Annotated in this window: 17 protein-coding genes; 7 read left to right on the top strand and 10 right to left on the bottom strand. The window is 70.2% G+C overall.

Translation table 11 applies throughout. The annotated features are described in order from the left end of the window. Positions 1–28: 28 nt before the first annotated feature. Positions 29–484, bottom strand: coding sequence for a hypothetical protein (locus tag ACZ6DL_RS24895; RefSeq protein ID WP_466054580.1), 456 nt, complete (start codon positions 482–484; stop codon positions 29–31). A 221-nt stretch (positions 485–705) separates the two neighbouring features. On the opposite strand from ACZ6DL_RS24895, the gene ACZ6DL_RS24890 reads away from it, so the two are divergent. Further along, positions 706–1,674, top strand: a complete 969-nt coding sequence (locus ACZ6DL_RS24890) for an SDR family NAD(P)-dependent oxidoreductase (protein ID WP_466054578.1) — start codon at positions 706–708, stop codon at positions 1,672–1,674. 3 nt (positions 1,675–1,677) lie between these two features. On the opposite strand, the gene ACZ6DL_RS24885 is transcribed toward ACZ6DL_RS24890, so the two are convergent. Then, positions 1,678–2,433, bottom strand: coding sequence for an alpha/beta fold hydrolase (locus ACZ6DL_RS24885; RefSeq protein ID WP_466054576.1), 756 nt, complete (start codon positions 2,431–2,433; stop codon positions 1,678–1,680). Positions 2,434–2,616: 183 nt separating this feature from the next. Between ACZ6DL_RS24885 and ACZ6DL_RS24880 the strand changes: the two genes are divergently transcribed. Beyond that, entirely contained in the window at positions 2,617–3,315 is a 699-nt protein-coding gene (locus tag ACZ6DL_RS24880; RefSeq protein WP_466054574.1) for a class I SAM-dependent DNA methyltransferase, read from the top strand. A 22-nt stretch (positions 3,316–3,337) separates the two neighbouring features. Here the strand turns inward: ACZ6DL_RS24880 and ACZ6DL_RS24875 are convergent, their stop codons facing one another. The 3 genes from ACZ6DL_RS24875 to ACZ6DL_RS24865 are packed head-to-tail and all read right to left on the bottom strand — an operon-like array spanning position 3,338 to position 6,587. Further along, a complete protein-coding gene (locus ACZ6DL_RS24875; RefSeq protein ID WP_466054572.1) occupies positions 3,338–4,123 on the bottom strand; it encodes a class I SAM-dependent methyltransferase in 786 nt (261 codons plus the stop codon). 54 nt (positions 4,124–4,177) lie between these two features. Further along, positions 4,178–5,764 carry a DNA polymerase Y family protein gene (locus tag ACZ6DL_RS24870; protein ID WP_466054570.1) on the bottom strand — a complete coding sequence of 529 codons (1,587 nt, stop codon included), beginning with the start codon at positions 5,762–5,764 and terminating at the stop codon, positions 4,178–4,180. A gap of 34 nt (positions 5,765–5,798) precedes the next feature. Then, positions 5,799–6,587: a hypothetical protein gene (locus tag ACZ6DL_RS24865; protein ID WP_466054568.1), complete on the bottom strand. Its 789-nt coding sequence runs from the start codon at positions 6,585–6,587 to the stop codon at positions 5,799–5,801. Between the two features lie 459 nt (positions 6,588–7,046). Between ACZ6DL_RS24865 and ACZ6DL_RS24860 the strand changes: the two genes are divergently transcribed. Then, positions 7,047–8,168, top strand: coding sequence for a serine/threonine-protein kinase (locus ACZ6DL_RS24860; protein WP_466054566.1), 1,122 nt, complete (start codon positions 7,047–7,049; stop codon positions 8,166–8,168). Positions 8,169–8,201: 33 nt separating this feature from the next. Here ACZ6DL_RS24860 and ACZ6DL_RS24855 read toward each other — a convergent pair whose 3' ends face one another. Then, positions 8,202–8,837: a response regulator gene (locus ACZ6DL_RS24855; RefSeq protein ID WP_040865043.1), complete on the bottom strand. Its 636-nt coding sequence runs from the start codon at positions 8,835–8,837 to the stop codon at positions 8,202–8,204. Positions 8,838–8,957: 120 nt separating this feature from the next. Further along, on the bottom strand, positions 8,958–10,286 hold the full coding sequence (locus ACZ6DL_RS24850) for an ATP-binding protein (RefSeq protein WP_466054679.1): 1,329 nt from the start codon (positions 10,284–10,286) through the stop codon (positions 8,958–8,960). Between the two features lie 209 nt (positions 10,287–10,495). Here ACZ6DL_RS24850 and ACZ6DL_RS24845 point away from each other — a divergent pair, with 209 nt between their 5' ends. The 3 genes from ACZ6DL_RS24845 (at position 10,496) to ACZ6DL_RS24835 (ending at position 12,522) form a co-directional block, all read left to right on the top strand. Further along, positions 10,496–12,088: a PspC domain-containing protein gene (locus ACZ6DL_RS24845; protein WP_466054564.1), complete on the top strand. Its 1,593-nt coding sequence runs from the start codon at positions 10,496–10,498 to the stop codon at positions 12,086–12,088. Further along, positions 12,081–12,293, top strand: a complete 213-nt coding sequence (locus tag ACZ6DL_RS24840; protein ID WP_063051517.1) for a hypothetical protein — start codon at positions 12,081–12,083, stop codon at positions 12,291–12,293. The genes ACZ6DL_RS24845 and ACZ6DL_RS24840 overlap by 8 nt, the downstream gene beginning before the upstream one ends. A gap of 94 nt (positions 12,294–12,387) precedes the next feature. Then, on the top strand, positions 12,388–12,522 hold the full coding sequence (locus ACZ6DL_RS24835; RefSeq protein WP_466054562.1) for a hypothetical protein: 135 nt from the start codon (positions 12,388–12,390) through the stop codon (positions 12,520–12,522). Between the two features lie 36 nt (positions 12,523–12,558). On the opposite strand, the gene guaA is transcribed toward ACZ6DL_RS24835, so the two are convergent. Next, positions 12,559–14,133: a glutamine-hydrolyzing GMP synthase gene (guaA, locus tag ACZ6DL_RS24830; RefSeq protein WP_393234989.1), complete on the bottom strand. Its 1,575-nt coding sequence runs from the start codon at positions 14,131–14,133 to the stop codon at positions 12,559–12,561. Between the two features lie 120 nt (positions 14,134–14,253). Between guaA and ACZ6DL_RS24825 the strand changes: the two genes are divergently transcribed. Beyond that, positions 14,254–15,054 carry an alpha/beta fold hydrolase gene (locus ACZ6DL_RS24825; protein WP_040864973.1) on the top strand — a complete coding sequence of 267 codons (801 nt, stop codon included), beginning with the start codon at positions 14,254–14,256 and terminating at the stop codon, positions 15,052–15,054. Between the two features lie 306 nt (positions 15,055–15,360). On the opposite strand, the gene ACZ6DL_RS24820 is transcribed toward ACZ6DL_RS24825, so the two are convergent. Both ACZ6DL_RS24820 and guaB read right to left on the bottom strand, forming a co-directional pair. Next, entirely contained in the window at positions 15,361–16,524 is a 1,164-nt protein-coding gene (locus tag ACZ6DL_RS24820; RefSeq protein ID WP_062973239.1) for a GuaB3 family IMP dehydrogenase-related protein, read from the bottom strand. A 296-nt stretch (positions 16,525–16,820) separates the two neighbouring features. Beyond that, positions 16,821–18,365, bottom strand: coding sequence for an IMP dehydrogenase (guaB, locus tag ACZ6DL_RS24815; protein WP_466054559.1), 1,545 nt, complete (start codon positions 18,363–18,365; stop codon positions 16,821–16,823). Positions 18,366–18,529 lie beyond the last annotated feature (164 nt).

Below are 18,529 nucleotides of genomic sequence, written 5' to 3'. Positions count from 1 at the left end.
ATTCGAGCAAGATCGATGTACAGGCTGGTCAGGCCACCGAAAGACGTTCGACGGAACCGACGGCGAGGGCGGCTTCGACCCCGCTCAGCCGAGTCCGGATGAGCGCGCCGTAGGCATCGGAGGCCAGGACGTCGAGATGCCCGCGCGCGATGGCCAATTGCATCCTGGCCACTTCGAACTCGCCGACCCGGCGGTGGCTGTCGGCCAGATTCAGATAGAGCGAGGGCAAGAAACCGCGCAGACCTTCATCCAGCGGCACGCCGGGAGCGAACACCGCGGCCAGCGCCCGCTGATCCCAGCGCAGCGCCTCGGCGGCCTCCTCCTGGAGGTCGGCGAGATGGTGGGCGACCACGCAGCGTTGCAGCGCTCCCCCGCGTTCGCCGAGTTCCCCCCAGAGCTTTTCCAACGCCCGCCGCCCCGCCGCCGGGTCGACGCCACCGAGCCGCACCGCGGCAAACACCTCCGCCATCCGATCGTCCGACATGCGCAGAGTATCGCACATATGTTCGAACGTTTCGACAGTTGTTCGAACGTTTCGCACACCCGGAAAAACCCCATGCCCGTGCGGTTCCGAAGGCACCGAGCCGCGCCGGGCGACACGCCGCCGCCACCCGGCCCGGTGCTCACGACTGTGACCAGAGCCACTTGGCAGTGAACTTACTTCAGAGTAAGTTTCATTTCGACCACACCTGCAAAGGAGCAGCGATGACCGACGCATCCGCCGAACCCGCCCGGCGCGGGCGCCGCAACCGCGACCTCAACGGACGGCACGTTCTCATCACGGGGGCGTCCTCCGGAATCGGCCGGGCGGCCGCGCTGGCCGTCGCGGACAAGGGCGCCACGGTGTTCCTGCTCGCGCGCCGGGGCGAGGAACTCACCGCCGTCGTCGACGAGATCAGGGCGGCGGGCGGCTCGGCCTACGGATACTCCTGCGACGTCACCGATTCCGACTCCGTGGACCAGGTGCTCGAGACCGTCCTGGCCGAGCACGGCCACGTGGACATGCTGGTGAACAACGCGGGCCGTTCGATCCGCCGTGCCATCCACCGCTCCACCGACCGGCTGCACGACTTCGAACGCACCATGGCCGTCAACTACTTCGGCGCGCTGCGGCTGACGCTGGCCCTGCTGCCGCAGATGCGGGAACGCAAGTTCGGGCACATCGTCAATATCAGCAGCGCGGGCGTGCAGGTGGCCACGCCGCGGTTCTCCGCATATCTGGCCAGCAAGGCGGCGTTGGACAAGTTCACCGAGGTGGCGGCCGTCGAGACCATGGCCGACGGCGTCACGTTCACCACCATCCACATGCCGCTGGTGCGCACGCCGATGATCACCCCGAGCGGCGACCAGGGCCCCGCCGAGTCGCCCGAGTGGGCGGCCGCGACCATCGTGCGGGCGCTGACCGAACGCCCCAAGCGCATCGACGTGCCGCTGGGCACCATCGCCGAATACGGCGCGCTGCTCACTCCGAAGATCCGCGACCGCGTCCTGCACCGCTACTACCGCGCTCTGCCCGACTCCCCCGCGGCCAAGGGCGAGCCGACCGAGCCCGACGACGAACAGGTCGAACCCGTCGACTCGCTTCCCGTGCGACGGCCCAGGTCGGCCGCGCGGCGCGTCACGGGCACGGCCTTACGCCGGGCCGCCCGATGGGTGCCCGGTACGCATTGGTGAACCTCAGCCGGCCAGGAACGGCCGGACGGTCGCGGCGAACTCCTGGTAGCGGTCGCGATGGATGCTGTGGCCGCAGGTGAAGGTGGTCACGGTGCAGTCGGCGAGGCCGGCTCGCAGGTCGGCGAGTTTGGCCGGATCCACCATGCCGCCCGGTCCGCCGCACAACACCAGAGTGGGTGCGGTGATGTCGGAGAGCCGGTCCCACCATTCCGGGTTCGGCTTGCGGAACTGCTCCAGCGCCGTCTTCGTCATGGCACGGTCGAACGCGACCACCGCGCGCGGGTGGCGCACCAGGCTGGATGTGGCGTGCCACAACTCGGGCACGGTGGGAAACCGGCGGGTCAAGCGCATTTCCTCGACGCCGGATCGCAGCGGAAGCGGGCATTCCTCCATCACCAGCCTGCGCGCCAGCTCCGGTCGCTCCTGCGCGACGCGCGACACCGCGTAACCGCCGAGCGAATGCCCGACCAGATCCACCGCGGGCAGCTCCAGATGTTCGCAGAGGCGCAGCAGATCGTCGCCGAACTCGTCGAAGAGGTAGGAATCGGTATGTGAGCTACGACCGTGTCCGCGCAGATCGGGGATGATCACTCGGCGCCCGGATTGCACCAGCACACGCGCGAACCGGTCCCACGTGTGCCCGTCGCCGCCCATGCCGTGCACCAGCAGCACAGGGATGTCGCTGACGGCGCCCACCCCCGAATCCCGATAGGCGATCCGCACGTTTCCGAATGTCACCTGGTCCAGCGTCAGATCCACGACCAACGAGGATACTGGCAGTCATGCACTCCCCTTGCGTCATGTAGCGCGTATCACTGCCGGAAGAGGTGTGGCGCGGGACCCGGGCTTCCTGAGGCTCGCGAAGACTCATGCGAATCATGGTGTTTCGACTCGCTCGATAAATGCCTGGTGCGAGAGCGAATCCGGAACAATACTCACCGCATGCCCTCCTTCGCCGACTTCGACCGCCGCGCCTACCGCACCGTCGATGTCGCCACGGGATACGACGGGTGGGCGCCCACCTACGAGCAGACGGTCCTGGACGAAATGGATCTCGCTCTGCTCGGGCGATTGCGGTTGGACCTCGGCCGGATGCGGCGGGCGGCGGATCTGGGCTGCGGCACCGGGCGCACCGGAACGTGGCTGCGGGACAACGGGTTGACTCACATCGACGGGGTCGACGTGAGTGAGGGAATGCTGGCGTTGGCCGCCGAACGCGGCGTCCACACCACGCTGACCCGAGCGGATGTGCGGGACACGGGTCTGCCGGGCGGCGCCTACGACCTGGTGATCGCGTCGCTGATCGACGAGCACCTACCGGAACTCGCGCCGTTCTACGCGGAGGCGTGGCGCCTGGCCGCACCGGGCGCCCGGTGCGTATTGGTCAGCTACCACCCGCAGTTCATCATGGTGTCGGGGATGCCGACGCACTACACCGACCCTTCCGGCGAACCGGTGGCGATCAGCACCCATCTGCACTTGATCAGCGAGCACCTGTCGGCCGGTCTGGCCGCCGGATGGGTCCTCACCGAGGTCGCCGAGGCACTGGTGGACGACGCGTTCCTGGCCCGAAAGCCGAAATGGGCCGCTCTGCGCGGACATCCGTTCACGCTGGCGACGGTGTGGTCGCGCCCGGACTGAGTTCGCCGCTGCCCCGATCCACCTATCGCTGTGCGTCGGCGGCGCGGTGGAGGATCGCGAGGTACTCGTGCCGCTCGCGCAGGAGAGTCGCCAGACCTGGATGCGGTGAGGGCGGCAGCACCTGGTCTCCTACGCCGATTCCGTTCAGGACCAAACCCGTACCTTCCAAGAGCAACCCGAGGTCGGCGGGGGTGTAGCAGCGTAGGAACTGACTGAAGGCGCGATCGGAGTCACCGGGCTCCCACCAGGTGTCGATGGCCGTGCAGGTCACCGGATCGAAGCGGATTCGCTCCCGGAGTTCGTAGTCGTACCCGGCGGCCGCATTCGGTGCCAAGCGCTCTTCGTCACCGTCCCATCCGGCCCAGACGAACGGATTGAAGACATCGATGAGGGCCGTTCCGCCCGGCCGCAGCCACTGCGATTCGATGCGACGGAGCAATCGCCGTTGGTCGGCGTCGGAGCCGACGCCGAATCCGTTCCAATAACAGACGACATCGAACCGCTCATCCAGCTGAATCTCGTAGAAGTCCGCTTTGTGCACGGCCACGAGCCCGGCGGCGTTGTCCTCGGCCAATCGGCGGGTGAAGTCCGCGCGGTCGCTGATCTCGATCGCGGTCACGGCGTAGCCTTCCTGGGCCATCGCCACCGCCGTCGTTCCGTAGCCCGAACCCAGTTCCAGCACCCTGCCCGCGGGGGCGCCGTGTTCGCGGACCAGACGCACCCGGTGCCGGTCCCGATCGGTGACTCGCGCCTCGGCCTTGCCCCACCACGAGCCGCTTTTGGAGTAGAACTCGCGCACCCAATCCATGGATGCAGTCAAACAGAGCCGACGCCGATCGATCACCCGGTTTTGTTGTGGCCCTCAGTCGTAAAGCCCCTCGGCGCGCCAAGTTTCGGCGCGGTAGACCAGCAGCAGCACTCGGCTGGGGGCGGGCGCGTCGTCGAGTTGGACCTGGGCGCGGGCGGTGAGTTCCGCGTCGTCCGCATCGGGCGCCCACCAGCGCTCGTCCACCGGCCACGGGCCCGCCCAGCCGGTCAGCCGCCACTGTTTGCTCCCCCAGCGCAGCAGTGCCGGCTCGGCGTCGAACATGGCGCGGTCGGTGACCTTGACGGGCGCGCCGTCGGCGGTTTCGAGCCGCACCAGCGGACGGTTCAGCAGAAGTACGGCGGGGGCGGGCTCGGGCAGCCGGCCCGGCCAGGGTTGCGCGGGGTCGGCCGCGGGGACGAGTTCGTCACCCAGCGGGACCATGGTGATTCGTTCGGCGGGCCCCCGTCCGCCGCTGAGCACGCCGACCCGCACCGCTTCCCCGCCCAGCAACCCTTGCACCCGGATGAGCGCGCGCCGGGCTCGCTCGTCCTCTTCCCCGGCCCCGCCCCACAGCCCGAGTTGCAGCGCGCCCGCCGTGACCACCTCGACAGGTTCCAACCGCAGCACGGTGATCGGCGCGGTGGGCCGCGCGCCGTCGCGCCGGGTGAGCCAGCCGTCCAGCTGCCAGCGCACCCGGTCCGCCGTGTCCTCCGGGGTGAGCGGCTCGGCGCAGCGCCAGATCCGCGCGAGATCCTCCCCCGCCGCGGTTTCCGCGTGTACCGAGAGCCTGGTGCAGGCCAGTCCGGCCGCCGCGAGCGCGCTGTGCAGCCGGGTGGCGAGCAGGCGACCGGCGAAGGCGGCCGCGTCGACCCGCTCGATCGGCGGATCACAGCGATACTCCACCACCAGATCCGGCGGCGGCTGCCGGGCGGACGGCGGACGCTCCGGCTGGGCCCTGGCGCAGCGGTGCGCGAGCACGGCGTCGGTCCCGAACCGGGAGGCGACCTCCGCTGCGGAGAGCGCGGCGAAATCACCGATCCGGCGCAGACCCAAGCGGTGCAGCAGATCCACCAGATCGGCGCGTTCCGGGGCGGCCAGGCTCGGCTCCACCGCGAGTTCCCCGATCGGCAGCGGCGCGAGAAACCGCGCACCCGCCCCCACCGGCACAATCGCGCCGCGCCGGGCGGCGATCACCGCCGTGGACAACTCGTCGGCGATCCCGATCTGCGCTTCCGCCCCGGCCGCGGCCACCGCGTCGACCAGGCGCTCGGCCGCCGCCTCCTCGGACCCGAAGAACCGCGCCGCACCGCGCGCGGCGAGCACGAGCAGCCCGGGGCGCAGTACCTCCACACCGGGCACCGTCGCGGCCACCGCCGCGACCAGCGGTTCGAACAGCCGCGCGTCCCGGTCCTGATCCTGCTGCGCGAGGAACAGATCGGGGCACCGCGCCTGCGCCTCTCGGCGCTTCAGGCCGCGGCGCACCCCTTCGGCTCGGGCGATCGCCGAACAGGCCACCACCCGGTTGGCGAACAGCACCGCCACCGGCCGCGTCGCGGGCAGTCCCGCCGACGCCGCCGCGGCGACCGCGGGCCAGTCCGGGCACCACAGGGCGAGCACCCGCTTCGACCCCGGCCGGATCACGGCGACGAACGACCTTCGTCCCCCACGGGCGCACTCACGAGACCGCCTCCTGCGTGTCGGCGACTTCGGCTGGCCGGGCGGACTTCTCGCGCAGCACCCATTCCACGCGCCCCGCATTCGGGCACAGATCCAGCCGTCCGCGCCGCGGCGGTCCCGCCTTGCCACGCACCTCGACCGTCAAGCCGAGCGAACGCAAGCGTCCGCGCCCGCGGCCGAGACCGGCATAACCCGCGATGCGGGCGTCGAGCTGGAGGGACGCGCCGGGCCAGCGACCGTCGGCGACCACGAGGGTGGCGCCCTTGTTGCGGGCGCGGGCCGCGATCACCCGGCCGCGCGCGGGCGCGACGGCGCCGCCGCCGAGTCCGAGCACGACCAGATCGAGCCCGTCGAGCAGCACCGCTGCCACCTCCACCGGATCGGGGCCGGGCTCGGCGATCACGGCCAGCCGCCGCAGCTGCGCCCCCATCTCCACCGCGGCGAGCAGACCGAGCCGGGGCATGCCGACCACCGCGGCATGCCCACCGCCCTCGGTCACCGCGGCGAGCAGACCGGCCAGCAGCGAACTCGCCCCGGTGTACGCCACCACGGAACCCTTGGGCAGGCCACCATCGGGCAACAGGGGCGCGAGCGCCGCTGGCACCGGCAATGCCGCGCGGCTCGATTCGGCGCCGAGCGGGACCCGCTGCGCCGCGGATTCACCACGCCCCGGCACCGCGGCCATGCGTCTGCGCAGCTCAGCCAGGGAGGGAGCATCCTCCCGCCCACCATCACGCCGCAGCGCGCCCCGATTCACCCCTCCCTGCGATATCGCATCCGAACCCATCTCAACACCCACTTCCCACGATGGACCCGAGGCGAAGCATGGCGGAGCTGCCCTCGATTTCGAGCACAGCACCGATTCAGCTATCGATCGATATCGAATATACGTTCGATACCGACTCAGTAGAAACCGACCCCTGGGTTTCGTCAAGAGCGGAGGGGCTTCGTGTCGCGCCGTCCCCGCCCGAGGGGAAAGTGCCCGGCTCGGCAAACCGGCCACGCAACCACTGCCATGGGCCGGAAATCCGCGGATCCCTTCCGAGTGACGTGATTCTCGATGCGAGGAGCGAACCCGGCGCGCGCCCGGCTATGACGCAACGGCACCCATTCATCGGTATGGTGTGTGACACGCATCCCGACCGAGCGTCAGCGAGCGGGCGCGGCACATGGCCGTGCCCCGTGTATCGCCTATGCGCGAACACGAATCAGGCCAGCTAGCCTCATTTTCCGCTACCCTGCACCCGTGACCGAACGCGCTCGTCCCACTGTCGGCCCCCAATATCTCGTCGCAGGCCGCTATCGCCTCCAGTCGAAGCTGGGCGGCGGCGGCATGGGCGCGGTCTGGCTGGCGCACGATCGCCTGCTCGACCGGGACGTCGCGATCAAGCAGGTGCTCACCACAGCCGGGCTCGGTGAGGCAGAAGCGGAGGCGGTCCGCAACCAGATCCTGCACGAGGGCCGCGTCGCCGCGAAACTCTCGCACGACCACGCGATCGCCGTGTACGACGTGGTGCTCGAGGCCGGTGAGCCCTGGTTGGTGATGGAACACCTACCCTCCCGCAGCGTCGCGAAGGCGCTCGCGCTGGTCGACACGCTGCCGCCGATCGAGGTCGCGCAGATCGGCGCCCAGGTCGCCGACGCGCTCGCCGCCGCGCACGCGGTCGGCATCGTGCACCGGGATATCAAGCCGGGCAATATCCTCGTCGCCGACCGCGGCCCCGGCGTGGGTATGGCGAAACTCAGCGACTTCGGCATCTCCCGGGGTGCGGGCGATCTGTCCGACGAACCGGACGGCGTGATCACCGGCACCCCCTCCTATCTGCCCCCCGAGGTGGCGCGCGGAGCCCAGCCGACCAAGGCCAGCGATGTGTTCTCCTTGGGTGCCACGCTCTACACCGCGATCGAAGGGCAGCCGCCGTTCGGCTTCGACGAGGACAGCGACGTCATCGTGCACCGCGCCGCCATGGCGCAGATCATCCCGCCGACCCGCAGCGGTGTGCTGACCCAGGCCCTGCTGCACATGATGGAACCCGCGCCGCAGCGCCGCCCGACCATGGCCGAGGCGCGGGACGAGATCCTCACCGCCGCTTTCGGTCCCGGCACCGGCCCGCACATTCTCGGCGCGCCCGTCCGCACCGAGGACGGAACCATCCCGTCCTGGGCCGCGCGCAATTCGGCGGCCGGGATCCGCAGTCCGCACTCCACCCCGCTGCCCCGCCCGCACCGCAACCACGCGGGCGCGTCCGCGACCGCTACCCCACAGCGCGCCAGGAATCCCCAGCCGAACAATGCCCCTCTCGCCATCGCCGTGGGACTGCTGATCGGCCTGATCATCATCATCGGGATCATCGTCGCCGTCCTCTGACGTCCCCGCACCGCACCGGCAGGCGCGCGGCCGTCAGTCGATGCGGCGGCGGTGAGCCCAGCGGGTCAGGGCGTTGCGGTTGGACTGCTGGGTCTTGCGCAGCACGTTGGAGGCGTGCGTTTCCACGGTTTTGACGGAGATGAACAGGGATTCGGCGATCTCACGGTAGGTGTAGCCGCGCGCGAGCAGGCGCAGCACCTCCAACTCGCGCGGGGTCAGGGAGTCGAGTTCGGGATCCAGGGGTGGTTCGGGTACCGGGGACCTTCCGGTGAACGAGTCCAGCACGAAGCCTGCCAGGCGTGGGCTGAAGACCGCATCACCGCCCGCCACCCGGCGGATCCCGTCGGCCAGCTCGGATCCCGAAATCGTCTTCGTCACATACCCTCTGGCCCCCGCCCGGATCACCGCGATCACGTCCTCCGCCGCATCGGACACGCTCAACGCCAGGCACACCGGCCCCGGCTCGATGCCGGCCAGCACCGCCACCCCGCCGCCGTCGGGCATGTGCACGTCGAGCAGGACGACGTCCGGGCGCTCGGCGTTGATCCCGGCCACCGCCTCCGCCACCCCGCCGGCCTCCCCGACCACCTCCATGTCCGCCTCCCGGCTCAACTCCGCACGCACACCCGACCGGAAAACGGCGTGATCATCGACGAGAAAGACCCGCACGGCCACCTACTTCTCCTAACCGACCCTTGACCCCCAACCGGTACCACACTCATCCCCCACGCGCTCTTCGCGCACCCCACGGCAGCTGTGCGGACCCTGCGGGTCCGCGAGAAGCGGACGCTAGCGGACGACGCCCGCGGCGGGGGCGGGCTCTTCGTCGTGGGCGGGGCAGCCGGAATCGGTCCGCGGCATGATGATCCGTACCTCGGTGCCACGGCCCGGCCTCGACAGGATGTCCACCTGACCGCCGCGGCGCTCGACCCGGCCGCGAATGGATTTCGCCAGGCCCCGGCGATCCTCCGGCACGGACGCCAGGTCGAAGCCGGAGCCACGGTCACGCACGAAGACGCTCACCTGATGCGGCTCGACCTCGGCGAACAGATCGATCTCCGGGACGCCCGCGTGCTTCGCGGCATTGACCAGCGCTTCCCTGCTCGCGCCGAGCAGCGCGGTGAAGTGCTCCTTCGGCAGACCGGATCCGGAACCATCGACGTCCATCGACACGTCGCCGACGGTCACCGGCGCCACCTTCACCCCGTGCTGGTCCTCCACCTCGCCCGCGATGGTCCGCAGGGCCGCGGCCAAGCTCGACTGCGCGGGGCCGGAATCCTCGAACAACCATTTCCGCAGTTCCCGCTCCTGGCTGCGGGCCAGCCGCAGCACCTCCTGCGGGTCATCGGCCTGGCGCTGGATGAGCGCGAGCGTCTGGAGCACGGAATCGTGCAGATGCGAGGCGATCTCCTCGCGTTCCTCGTTGCGGATGCGGGCGGCGCGCTCGGCGTTCAGCGCGCGCATCATGCGCAGCCACAGCGGAACCGTCAGCAGTCCGGCGCCGACCAGGGTGACCGCCACCGCGAGCAGCGCCGAGCCGAGTGAGCTGAGATCGATCCGCGCCAGCACCACCACCCCGAGGCCCGCCACGATCAGCGTCGCACCGGCGACGATCCGAGACCAGGTGATGACCGAGGGCCGTGCGGGCAGCCCGAGCAGCGAACGCGGCCCGTCGACGTCGTACTCCCGCCACACCAGCGCCGCGCCGACCGCCACCACGATGATCGGCGCGATCACCTTCGCCGCCGTCCCGCTGAACACCCACGACACGGCGACCGCGAGCCCCAGCCCGAGCATGGCAAGCCCGATCGCCTGCCGCCGCTCGGCACCGGAAGGTTTCGACTGGTCCGAGCCGCCGGGCGTGAAGATCCACAGCAGCCCGTAGGCGGCGATGCCCGCTCCGGCCAGCGCGCACAGCAGCACGAACGCCATCCGCACCTTGAACACGTCGACGCCCAGATGGTCGGCCAGACCGCCCGCCACGCCGCCGACGACCCGGCCACCCGAGCGGCGGAACATCCGCGCCTGCGGCGGCCCGGGGACCGGCGCGGGCGCGGGGCCCGGTCCGCGCGCGGCGTCGAACCCCCGAGTGTCGAACGCGGGAACAGACGGGTACATGTCTTCGATACTGCCCGACAACGCGGCTGCCAGCCATCCGGATTCACCCTGATCTCGACCAGCGACACCCGCGCCGACCAGGGCAGAAGCGGCCGGATCAGCGAAACTCGGCATAGCTGAACAATTGCTACATCGGTGGATCGGTCCAAAGTGTTCAGGCCGTTTTTCAGGGTTCCCCCCGATGCGCCGATTCCGCGGGTCGGCACACCATGGGAGACATGACGAAAACGAGCTTCGGCGACCAGGTCCAGCAGATATGGCAGACCCGGCCGATCCGATTGCCGCGCCAGGGGCCTATCGCGGGCGTCGCGGCGGGGTTCGCGCGGCGCTACGAGATCGATCCGGTGCTGGTTCGCGTCGCGTTCGTCGTCTCGACGATCTTCGGCGGCGCGGGCCTCGTGCTCTACCTGCTGGCCTGGCTGCTGCTGAGCGCGGCGGGCGACCCGGCGTCCGCGGCCGAATCGCTGGTCGGCAAGGGCCACAGCTCGCAGTCACAGACCAAGACCATCGTGCTGATCGTGGCGCTGGCCATCGCGGTCAGCACGATGGGCCCGGTCGGTGTCGGTCTCGGCGGATCCGGCCTGATCAGCCTCGCGCTGATGCTGGCCGGCTGGTGGATGCTGCATCTGCGCACACCCAATCCGCCACCCGGAACCACCGAGGCGTTCGGCGGATTCGCCCCGGACGGCGGGATCACCGCCACCGGCTACCCCGGCGCGGTCTTCCCGCAGGGCGCTACCCGGACCGTCGGTGACCTGTATGTGCCGCCGACCTCCGTGTACACGCCGTACACCAAGCTGCCGGAGACGTATGTCCCCGAGACGCCCGTGCACGCCGCGAATGGCGATGCGGCAACGGTCCCGCTGCACAAGCCCGCCGCCGAGGAGCAAGCCGCCGACCCCGCGACCGTGGTGCTGGACAAGTCGGCGGCGCCGCCCACCGGAGGGGCCACTGATGCCGGACCGGGGTCGTCCACCGGCAAGCGAACCGAATCGGACGCGGCCGTCGGTAACCGAGCCGAATCGGATCCGGCTGCCATCGGCCAGGTCGGTCCTATGCCCTCGGTCAGCGACAAGACCGAGCTTCCGAGCCCGCCCCGCCCCGCCGCTCACCCCGCGATCATCGGCGGTCCGACTCCACCGTCCTGGGACCCGCTCGGCGTCGCCCCACTCGCCTGGGACCTCCCCGACCCCGCCCCGGCCCGCACGGTCGTCGCTCCGCCGCAGAAGCGTCCGCGCTCGCGCCTGACGCCGGTGGTGCTCGGCCTGGCCATTTTGGCGGCGGCGGGCGCGGGTGCGGCGGCCGCCTCGGGCGCGGAATGGATGACGCCCGGCCGGATCGCCGCCGCGGCGCTGGCCGTGATCGGTCTGGGCCTGGTGCTCGGCGCGTTCCTGCGGCGTGGCTACGGGCTGCTCGTGCTCACCGCGCCGCTCGCGGGATTCGTGCTGCTCGCCTCCGCCGTCGGTCCGGTCGAGTTCGATCAGGCCGCGATGGGCAACCACACCTGGGCGCCTGCTTCCGTCGCGGAACTGGCGTCGAACTACCAGGTGACCATGGGCTCGGGCACGCTGGATCTGCGGTCGGTGAAACTGACCGAGAACCGCACCGTGGACGTCGACGTGCGGATGGGCGAAGCCCGCGTCCTGCTTCCGGCGGACATGACCGTCCGCACCCGCTGCACGGCGACCATGGCCGAGGCCCTCTGCACCGACGGCATCAGCGGTCCGAATACTCTCGGCGCGCCGGTGCTCGAACTGAACGTCGACGTCCGCGCCGGAAACGTGGAGGTGCGACGTGGCTGAGACCGAGCGCGAAGAGACGACCGATTCCCGCCGCGGCCCCGCCGCCTCGCTGCTCATCGCGGGTTTGCTGTCCATCGCGATCAGCGTGTGGGCTTTCGTCGGTCCGGCGTCCTGGCCCGCGGCCAGCATGATCCCGATCGGTTGGATCGTCGTGATCGCCGCGATCGTCATCGGCATCCTGCTGGTGATCTCTCCCCGCAAATGACCGCACGGCCCGTCCAACCGGACGGGCCGTGCCACGTTCATCCCCAGCGATCATCCGGGCCGGACCCCTCGTCGTCGTACGACAGGAGAAACGAATGAACCCCGACGAACCCACCGATCCGCCGCGTCCCACCGCGCGGACCACACCGCCGGATCCCCGCCCCAGCAGCGCCAACGGTGCGCTGCTGGGGCACCTGATTCTGCACAGCGCCTTCCACCGCCCCCGCTGACCTTCTCGGTGACGCCGAGCGGCTACCGCCGGGAGATCACTCCCACTCGATGGTGCCCGGCGGCTTGCTGGTCACGTCCAGGACCACGCGGTTGACCTCCGGCACCTCGTTGGTGATCCGGGTGGAGATGCGTTCGAGCACCTCGTAGGGCAGCCGGGTCCAGTCCGCGGTCATGGCATCCTCGCTGGAGACCGGGCGCAGCACGATCGGGTGACCGTAGGTGCGGCCGTCACCCTGGACGCCGACGCTTCGGACATCCGCGAGCAGCACGACCGGGCACTGCCAGATCTGTCCGTCCAGACCGGCCGCGGTCAATTCCTCACGGGCGATGGCATCGGCCTGGCGCAGCGTCTCCAGCCGATCCGCGGTGACCTCACCGACGATCCGGATGGCGAGACCGGGCCCGGGGAAGGGTTGGCGGGCAACGATTTCCTCCGGCAGCCCGAGTTCGCGGCCGACCGCGCGCACCTCGTCCTTGAACAGCAACCGCAGCGGTTCGACGAGTTCGAACTCCAGGTCGTCGGGCAGGCCGCCGACATTGTGATGGCTTTTGATGTTCGCGGTGCCGGTGCCGCCGCCGGACTCCACGACGTCCGGGTAGAGCGTGCCCTGCACCAGGAACTCGACCTTCGGCGCCACGCCGTCGGCCTCGCCGTGCTCGAGCACCACCTCGCCCACCGCGTCCTCGAAGGACCGGATGAACTCCCGGCCGATGGTCTTGCGCTTCTCCTCGGGATCGGTCACGCCCTTCAACTCGCCGAGGAATTTGTCCACCGCGTCGACGGTCACCAGCTTGGCGCCGGTCGCGGCGACGAAATCCTGCTGCACCTGCTCGCGCTCCCCCGCCCGCAGCAGACCGTGGTCGACGAATACACAGGTCAACCGGTCGCCGATGGCGCGCTGCACCAGGGCGGCGGCGACGGCGCTGTCCACCCCGCCGGACAACCCGCAGATCGCGTGCCGGTCACCGATCTGCTCACGCACCGAGGCGACCAGCGAGTCGGCGATGTTCGCCGGAGTCCAGGTGGAGGGGATGCCTGCGAGCTCGTGCAGGAACCGGCTCAGCACTTGCTGGCCGTGCGGCGAATGCAGCACCTCCGGGTGGTATTGCACACCGGCCAGGCGGCGCGCGCGGTCCTCGAACGCGGCGACCGGAGCGCCCGCGGTGGTGCCGGTGACCTCGAAGCCCTCCGGAGCGTCGGTGACCGCGTCGCCGTGGCTCATCCACACCGGCTGAATGGTGGGCAGGCCGCCGTGCAGCAAACCGCCATCGATGTTGAGTTCGGTGCGCCCGTATTCGCGAGTGCCGGTGTGCGCGACCGTGCCACCGAGTGCCTGCGCCATCGCCTGGAAGCCGTAGCAGATGCCGAAGACCGGCAGCCCCAGCTCGAACAACCGCGGGTCCAGCTGCGGCGCGCCCTCGGCGTACACGCTGGCCGGGCCGCCGGAGAGGATCACCGCGAGCGGCTGCTTGTCGGCGATCTCCTCCACCGTCGCGGTGTGCGGAACCACCTCCGAGAACACGCTCGACTCGCGAACTCGCCGCGCGATCAGCTGGGCGTACTGTGCTCCGAAGTCGACGACGAGGACCGGTCTCTGGGTTTGTGCCACCCACCCAGTTTAGTGAGCGGCGAAACGAGCGAATCATCGGCACAGCGCCCCTCCCTCGGGAGGCGAGCCGACCGCCCGAATCGTCACCCGTGGCCGGGCCGGCTGGTTATCCTTCTGCTCGTGCCCTTCGCCCGCGCGATCGATGCCGACATCCATTACGAGGACAGCGGCGGGGACGGCCCGGTGGTACTGCTGGCGCACGAGTTCTTCATGGACCGCACCATGTTCGCCGCCCAAATGGCCGCGCTCGCACCGGAGTTCCGGATCGTCTCCTGGGATGCCCGCGGCCACGGCCGCACCAGGGACGAGGGCCTACCCTTCACCTACTGGACCGCTGCCCGCGACGCGCTGACCATCCTCGATCATCTCGGCGCCGAACAGGCCGTCATCGGCGGCACCGCCCAGGGCGGCTTCACCGCGCTGCGCACCGCCTTGATCGCGCCGGAACGCGTCTCCGCGCTGATCCTCATCAGCACCGAAGCGCACGGTCCCACCCCGCAGCAGTCCACTGCCACCCAGAAATTCCTCGAAGAGTGGTACGACGACGGCTCCCGCGAACGGGCCGTGCACCAGCTGGCTTCCTGGCTGATCGGCGACGACGAGTGGTACCGCCAGATCTGGACCCAGCGCTGGCTGGTGCGCGACCGGCGCGGCATCGAGGTCGCGGCAGGCTGCCTGCTCAGCCGGGATTCGGTGCTGGATCGCCTGCGCGAAATCGCTTGTCCCGCTCTGGTGATCCACCCCACCCACAGCGGCATGGACCGCGAACGCGCCCAGGAACTGGCCCACGGACTATCCGGCGCCACGTTCATCGAGATCGCGGACGCCCGACTGGCGGTGACGATGACCCACCCCGAGCCGGTGAACCACGCGATCCAGCAATTCCTGCGCGCACGGACGAAACCGACCCGCGTGCGGTGAACCCGGCCCGCGCGAGCACCGCGTAAATGTTTGCGGCACAAAGCCGCATGCCTCGTGGTGCGCGAAACACGTCGGCACCTCGGCGGTGGGCGAGCCATGCAACGGCTGACGTTGTACACGGCCCGCACCCCTCCGAGCCACCCGGCGCTCACCGGAGAAGCGAGTCTTACGAGCGCCGTTCGCGGCCCGGCTCGCGTACCAGCGGTCGAAGCGCATGCGCCGCAGGCGCGAGTCTCGACCGCTGGAACGCGAGCCATAAGGGGCCGCGAACACGCAGCGCCGCAGGCGCTGCAAATCGAACAGAGCTCAGGCGCGCACGCTGAGGCCGACCCTCTGGAATTCCTTCAGATCCGAGTAACCGGCCTTGGCCATCGAACGACGCAGTCCACCAACGAGGTTCAGCGATCCGAACGGATCGTCGGACGGCCCGAACAGCACCCGCTCCAGGCTCGGGCGCACCGTGTCACCGACCGGCTCGCCACCGAGATCCCACGGATCGTCGACGTGCAGCAGCGACCCGCGCGGAACCGAAGGGTGCGCGGCCGCCGACGGCCAGTACCAGCCGCGGCCCGGCGCCTCCGCCGCCACGGCGAGCGGAACTCCGAGCATGGCGGCGTCCGCGCCGCACGCGATCGCCTTGGCCAGCTGCCCCGAGGTGGCGACGTCGCCGTCCGCGATGACGTGCACGTAGCGGCCGCCGGTCTCGTCCAGGTAGTCGCGGCGCGCGGCGGCGGCATCCGCGATCGCGGTGGCCATCGGCACGCCGATGCCAAGCACCTCACCGGTGGTCGTCGCGCCGGGGTAGGAGCCGTAGCCGACGATGACACCCGCCGCCCCGGTCCGCATCAGGTGCAGCGCGGTGCGGTGATCGCTCACGCCGCCCGCGACCACGGGCACGTCCAGCTCGGCGATGAAGGTCTTCAGATTCAGTGGCTCACCGTCGCCGACATGCTCGGCGGAGATGATCGTGCCGTGCACCACGAGCAGGTCGATGCCCGCCTGCAGCAGCGCCGGGGTGAGCGTGCGCGCGTTCTGCGGGCTCACCCGCACCGCCACGGTGACACCGGCGGCGCGGACCTGCGCGACCGCGGCGGCGAGCAGGTCCGGTTGCATCGGCGCGGCGTGCAGTTCCTGCAGCAACGCCACGGCGCGCTCGTAGCCGCCCTTGCCGACCAGCTCGAGCAGCTGGTCGATCTTCGCACCGACATCGGCGTGCCGCGCCCACAGACCCTCGCCGTTGATCACGCCGAGCCCGCCGAGGCGACCGAGCTCGATGGCGAACTCCGGCGATACCAGCGCGTCGGTGGGATGCGCGAGAAACGGGATCTCGAAACGGTAGGCGTCCAGCTGCCAGGACAGCGAGACCTGCTTCGACGAGCGGGTCCGGCGCGAGGGGACGATATCGACGTCGTCCAGCTCATAGGTACGCCGGGCGGTCCGGCCCATGCCGATCTCCACCATGTCGCGCACGCGAAATCTCCTTGTCTAATTTGCAGCGCCTGCGGCGCTGCGTGTTCGCGGCCCCCTCATGGCTCGCGTCCGAGCGGGCGAGACTCGCGACTTCGTCGCATGCGCTTCGCCCACTCGGACACGAGCCGGGCCGCGAACGGCGCTCGTAAGACTCGCGCCTCCAGTGGTCACTTGCGGGGGCAGGCGGGCAGCATGAAACGCGCCGCCGGCCACCGCTCAGCCTGCTCACCGCCACAGCCGGTCAGCCAGCTCTTATCATGCACGGACCGGTTGGTCCTGTACATGAACCTAGTGGGCTAACCGCGTCCCGTGTAGTTAGGGGCCTCGACGGTCATGGTGATGTCGTGCGGATGGCTCTCCTTGAGGCCCGCCGCGGTGATCTGCACGAACTGGGCCTCCTGCAGATGCGCGATCGACTGGGAGCCGGTGTAGCCCATGGCAGCGCGCAGGCCGCCGACCAGCTGATGGATCACCTGGTTGACCGGGCCGCGGAACGGCACCCTGCCCTCGATGCCCTCGGGGACCAGCTTGTCCTCGGCCAGCACGTCGTCCTGGAAGTAGCGATCCTTGGAGAACGACTTGGCCTGGCCGCGACCCTGCATGGCGCCCAGCGAGCCCATGCCGCGGTAGCTCTTGAACTGCTTGCCGCCGACCAGGATCAGCTCGCCCGGCGACTCGGCGGTGCCCGCGAGCAACGAGCCGAGCATCACGGTGGACGCGCCCGCGGCGATGGCCTTGGCGATGTCGCCGGAGAACTGGATGCCGCCGTCGGCGATCACCGGGACGCCCGCGGGCTTGCACGCGGCGACCGCCTCCAGGATCGCGGTGATCTGCGGCGCGCCGACGCCCGCGACGACGCGGGTGGTGCAGATGGAGCCGGGGCCGACGCCGACCTTGACCGCGTCCGCGCCCGCTTCGACCAGGGCCGCCGCGCCCGCACGGGTGGCCACGTTGCCGCCGACCACCTGGATTCGATCGCCGACCTCGGTCTTGACCTTGGTCACCATCTGCAGCACCTGCGCCTGGTGACCGTGCGCGGTGTCCACCACCAGCACGTCGACGCCCGCGTCGGCCAGCGTCATGGCACGCGACCACGCGTCCTCACCGACACCGACCGCGGCGCCGACCAGCAGGCGGCCGTCACGGTCCTTGGTGGCGTCGGGGTACTGATCGGTCTTGACGAAGTCCTTGACGGTGATCAGGCCGCGCAGGCGTCCGTTGCCGTCGACGATCGGCAGCTTCTCCACCTTGTGCCTGCGCAGCAGCCCCAGCGCGGCCTCGGCGGTCACGCCCTCCTGCGCGGTGATCAGCGGAGCCTTCGTCATCACGTCGGCGACGCGGCGGTTCTGGTCCACCTCGAATCGCATGTCGCGATTGGTGATGATGCCCACAAGCGCACCGGTCTCGTCCACCACCGGAAGGCCGGAGATGCGGAACCTGGCGCACATGGCGTCGACCTCGGCGAGGGTGTCGTTCGGGCGGCAGGTCACCGGGTCGGTGACCATGCCCGCCTCCGACCGCTTGACCGTCTCCACCTGGGCGGCCTGGTCGGCTGCCGAGAGGTTGCGGTGCAACACGCCCATGCCGCCCGCGCGGGCCATGGCGATCGCCATCCGCGCCTCGGTCACGGTGTCCATGGCCGAACTGACCAGCGGGGTCCGCAAGCGGATCTCCCTGGTGAGGCGGCTGGAGGTCTCCACAGAACTGGGGATGAGATCCGAGGCGGCAGGCAGCAACAGCACATCATCGAATGTGAGGCCGAGCATGGCGATCTTGTTCGGATCGTCGCCACCCGTAGAAGGGCGGACTGCGAGTCGTTCGCCCGGTACGGGATTACTCATTCGGATCGACCCCTCCTGGACGTCGATAGCGACCGGCGCAGGCATGACCTGCGCCGTGACGGCTGATGGGATGGACGTGGTTCGGCGGCGGTGCGGTCGGGACCCGCCGTAGCCTGTGCTCCATGGTATCTGTCCGGTGAACTCGCCGACGAAGTGAGCCCACC

It is taken from the genome of Nocardia sp. NPDC041819 (genome assembly GCF_055590505.1).
Note: the sequence above shows the minus strand (reverse complement) of the source record. Positions and strands in the feature narration are given on the sequence as shown.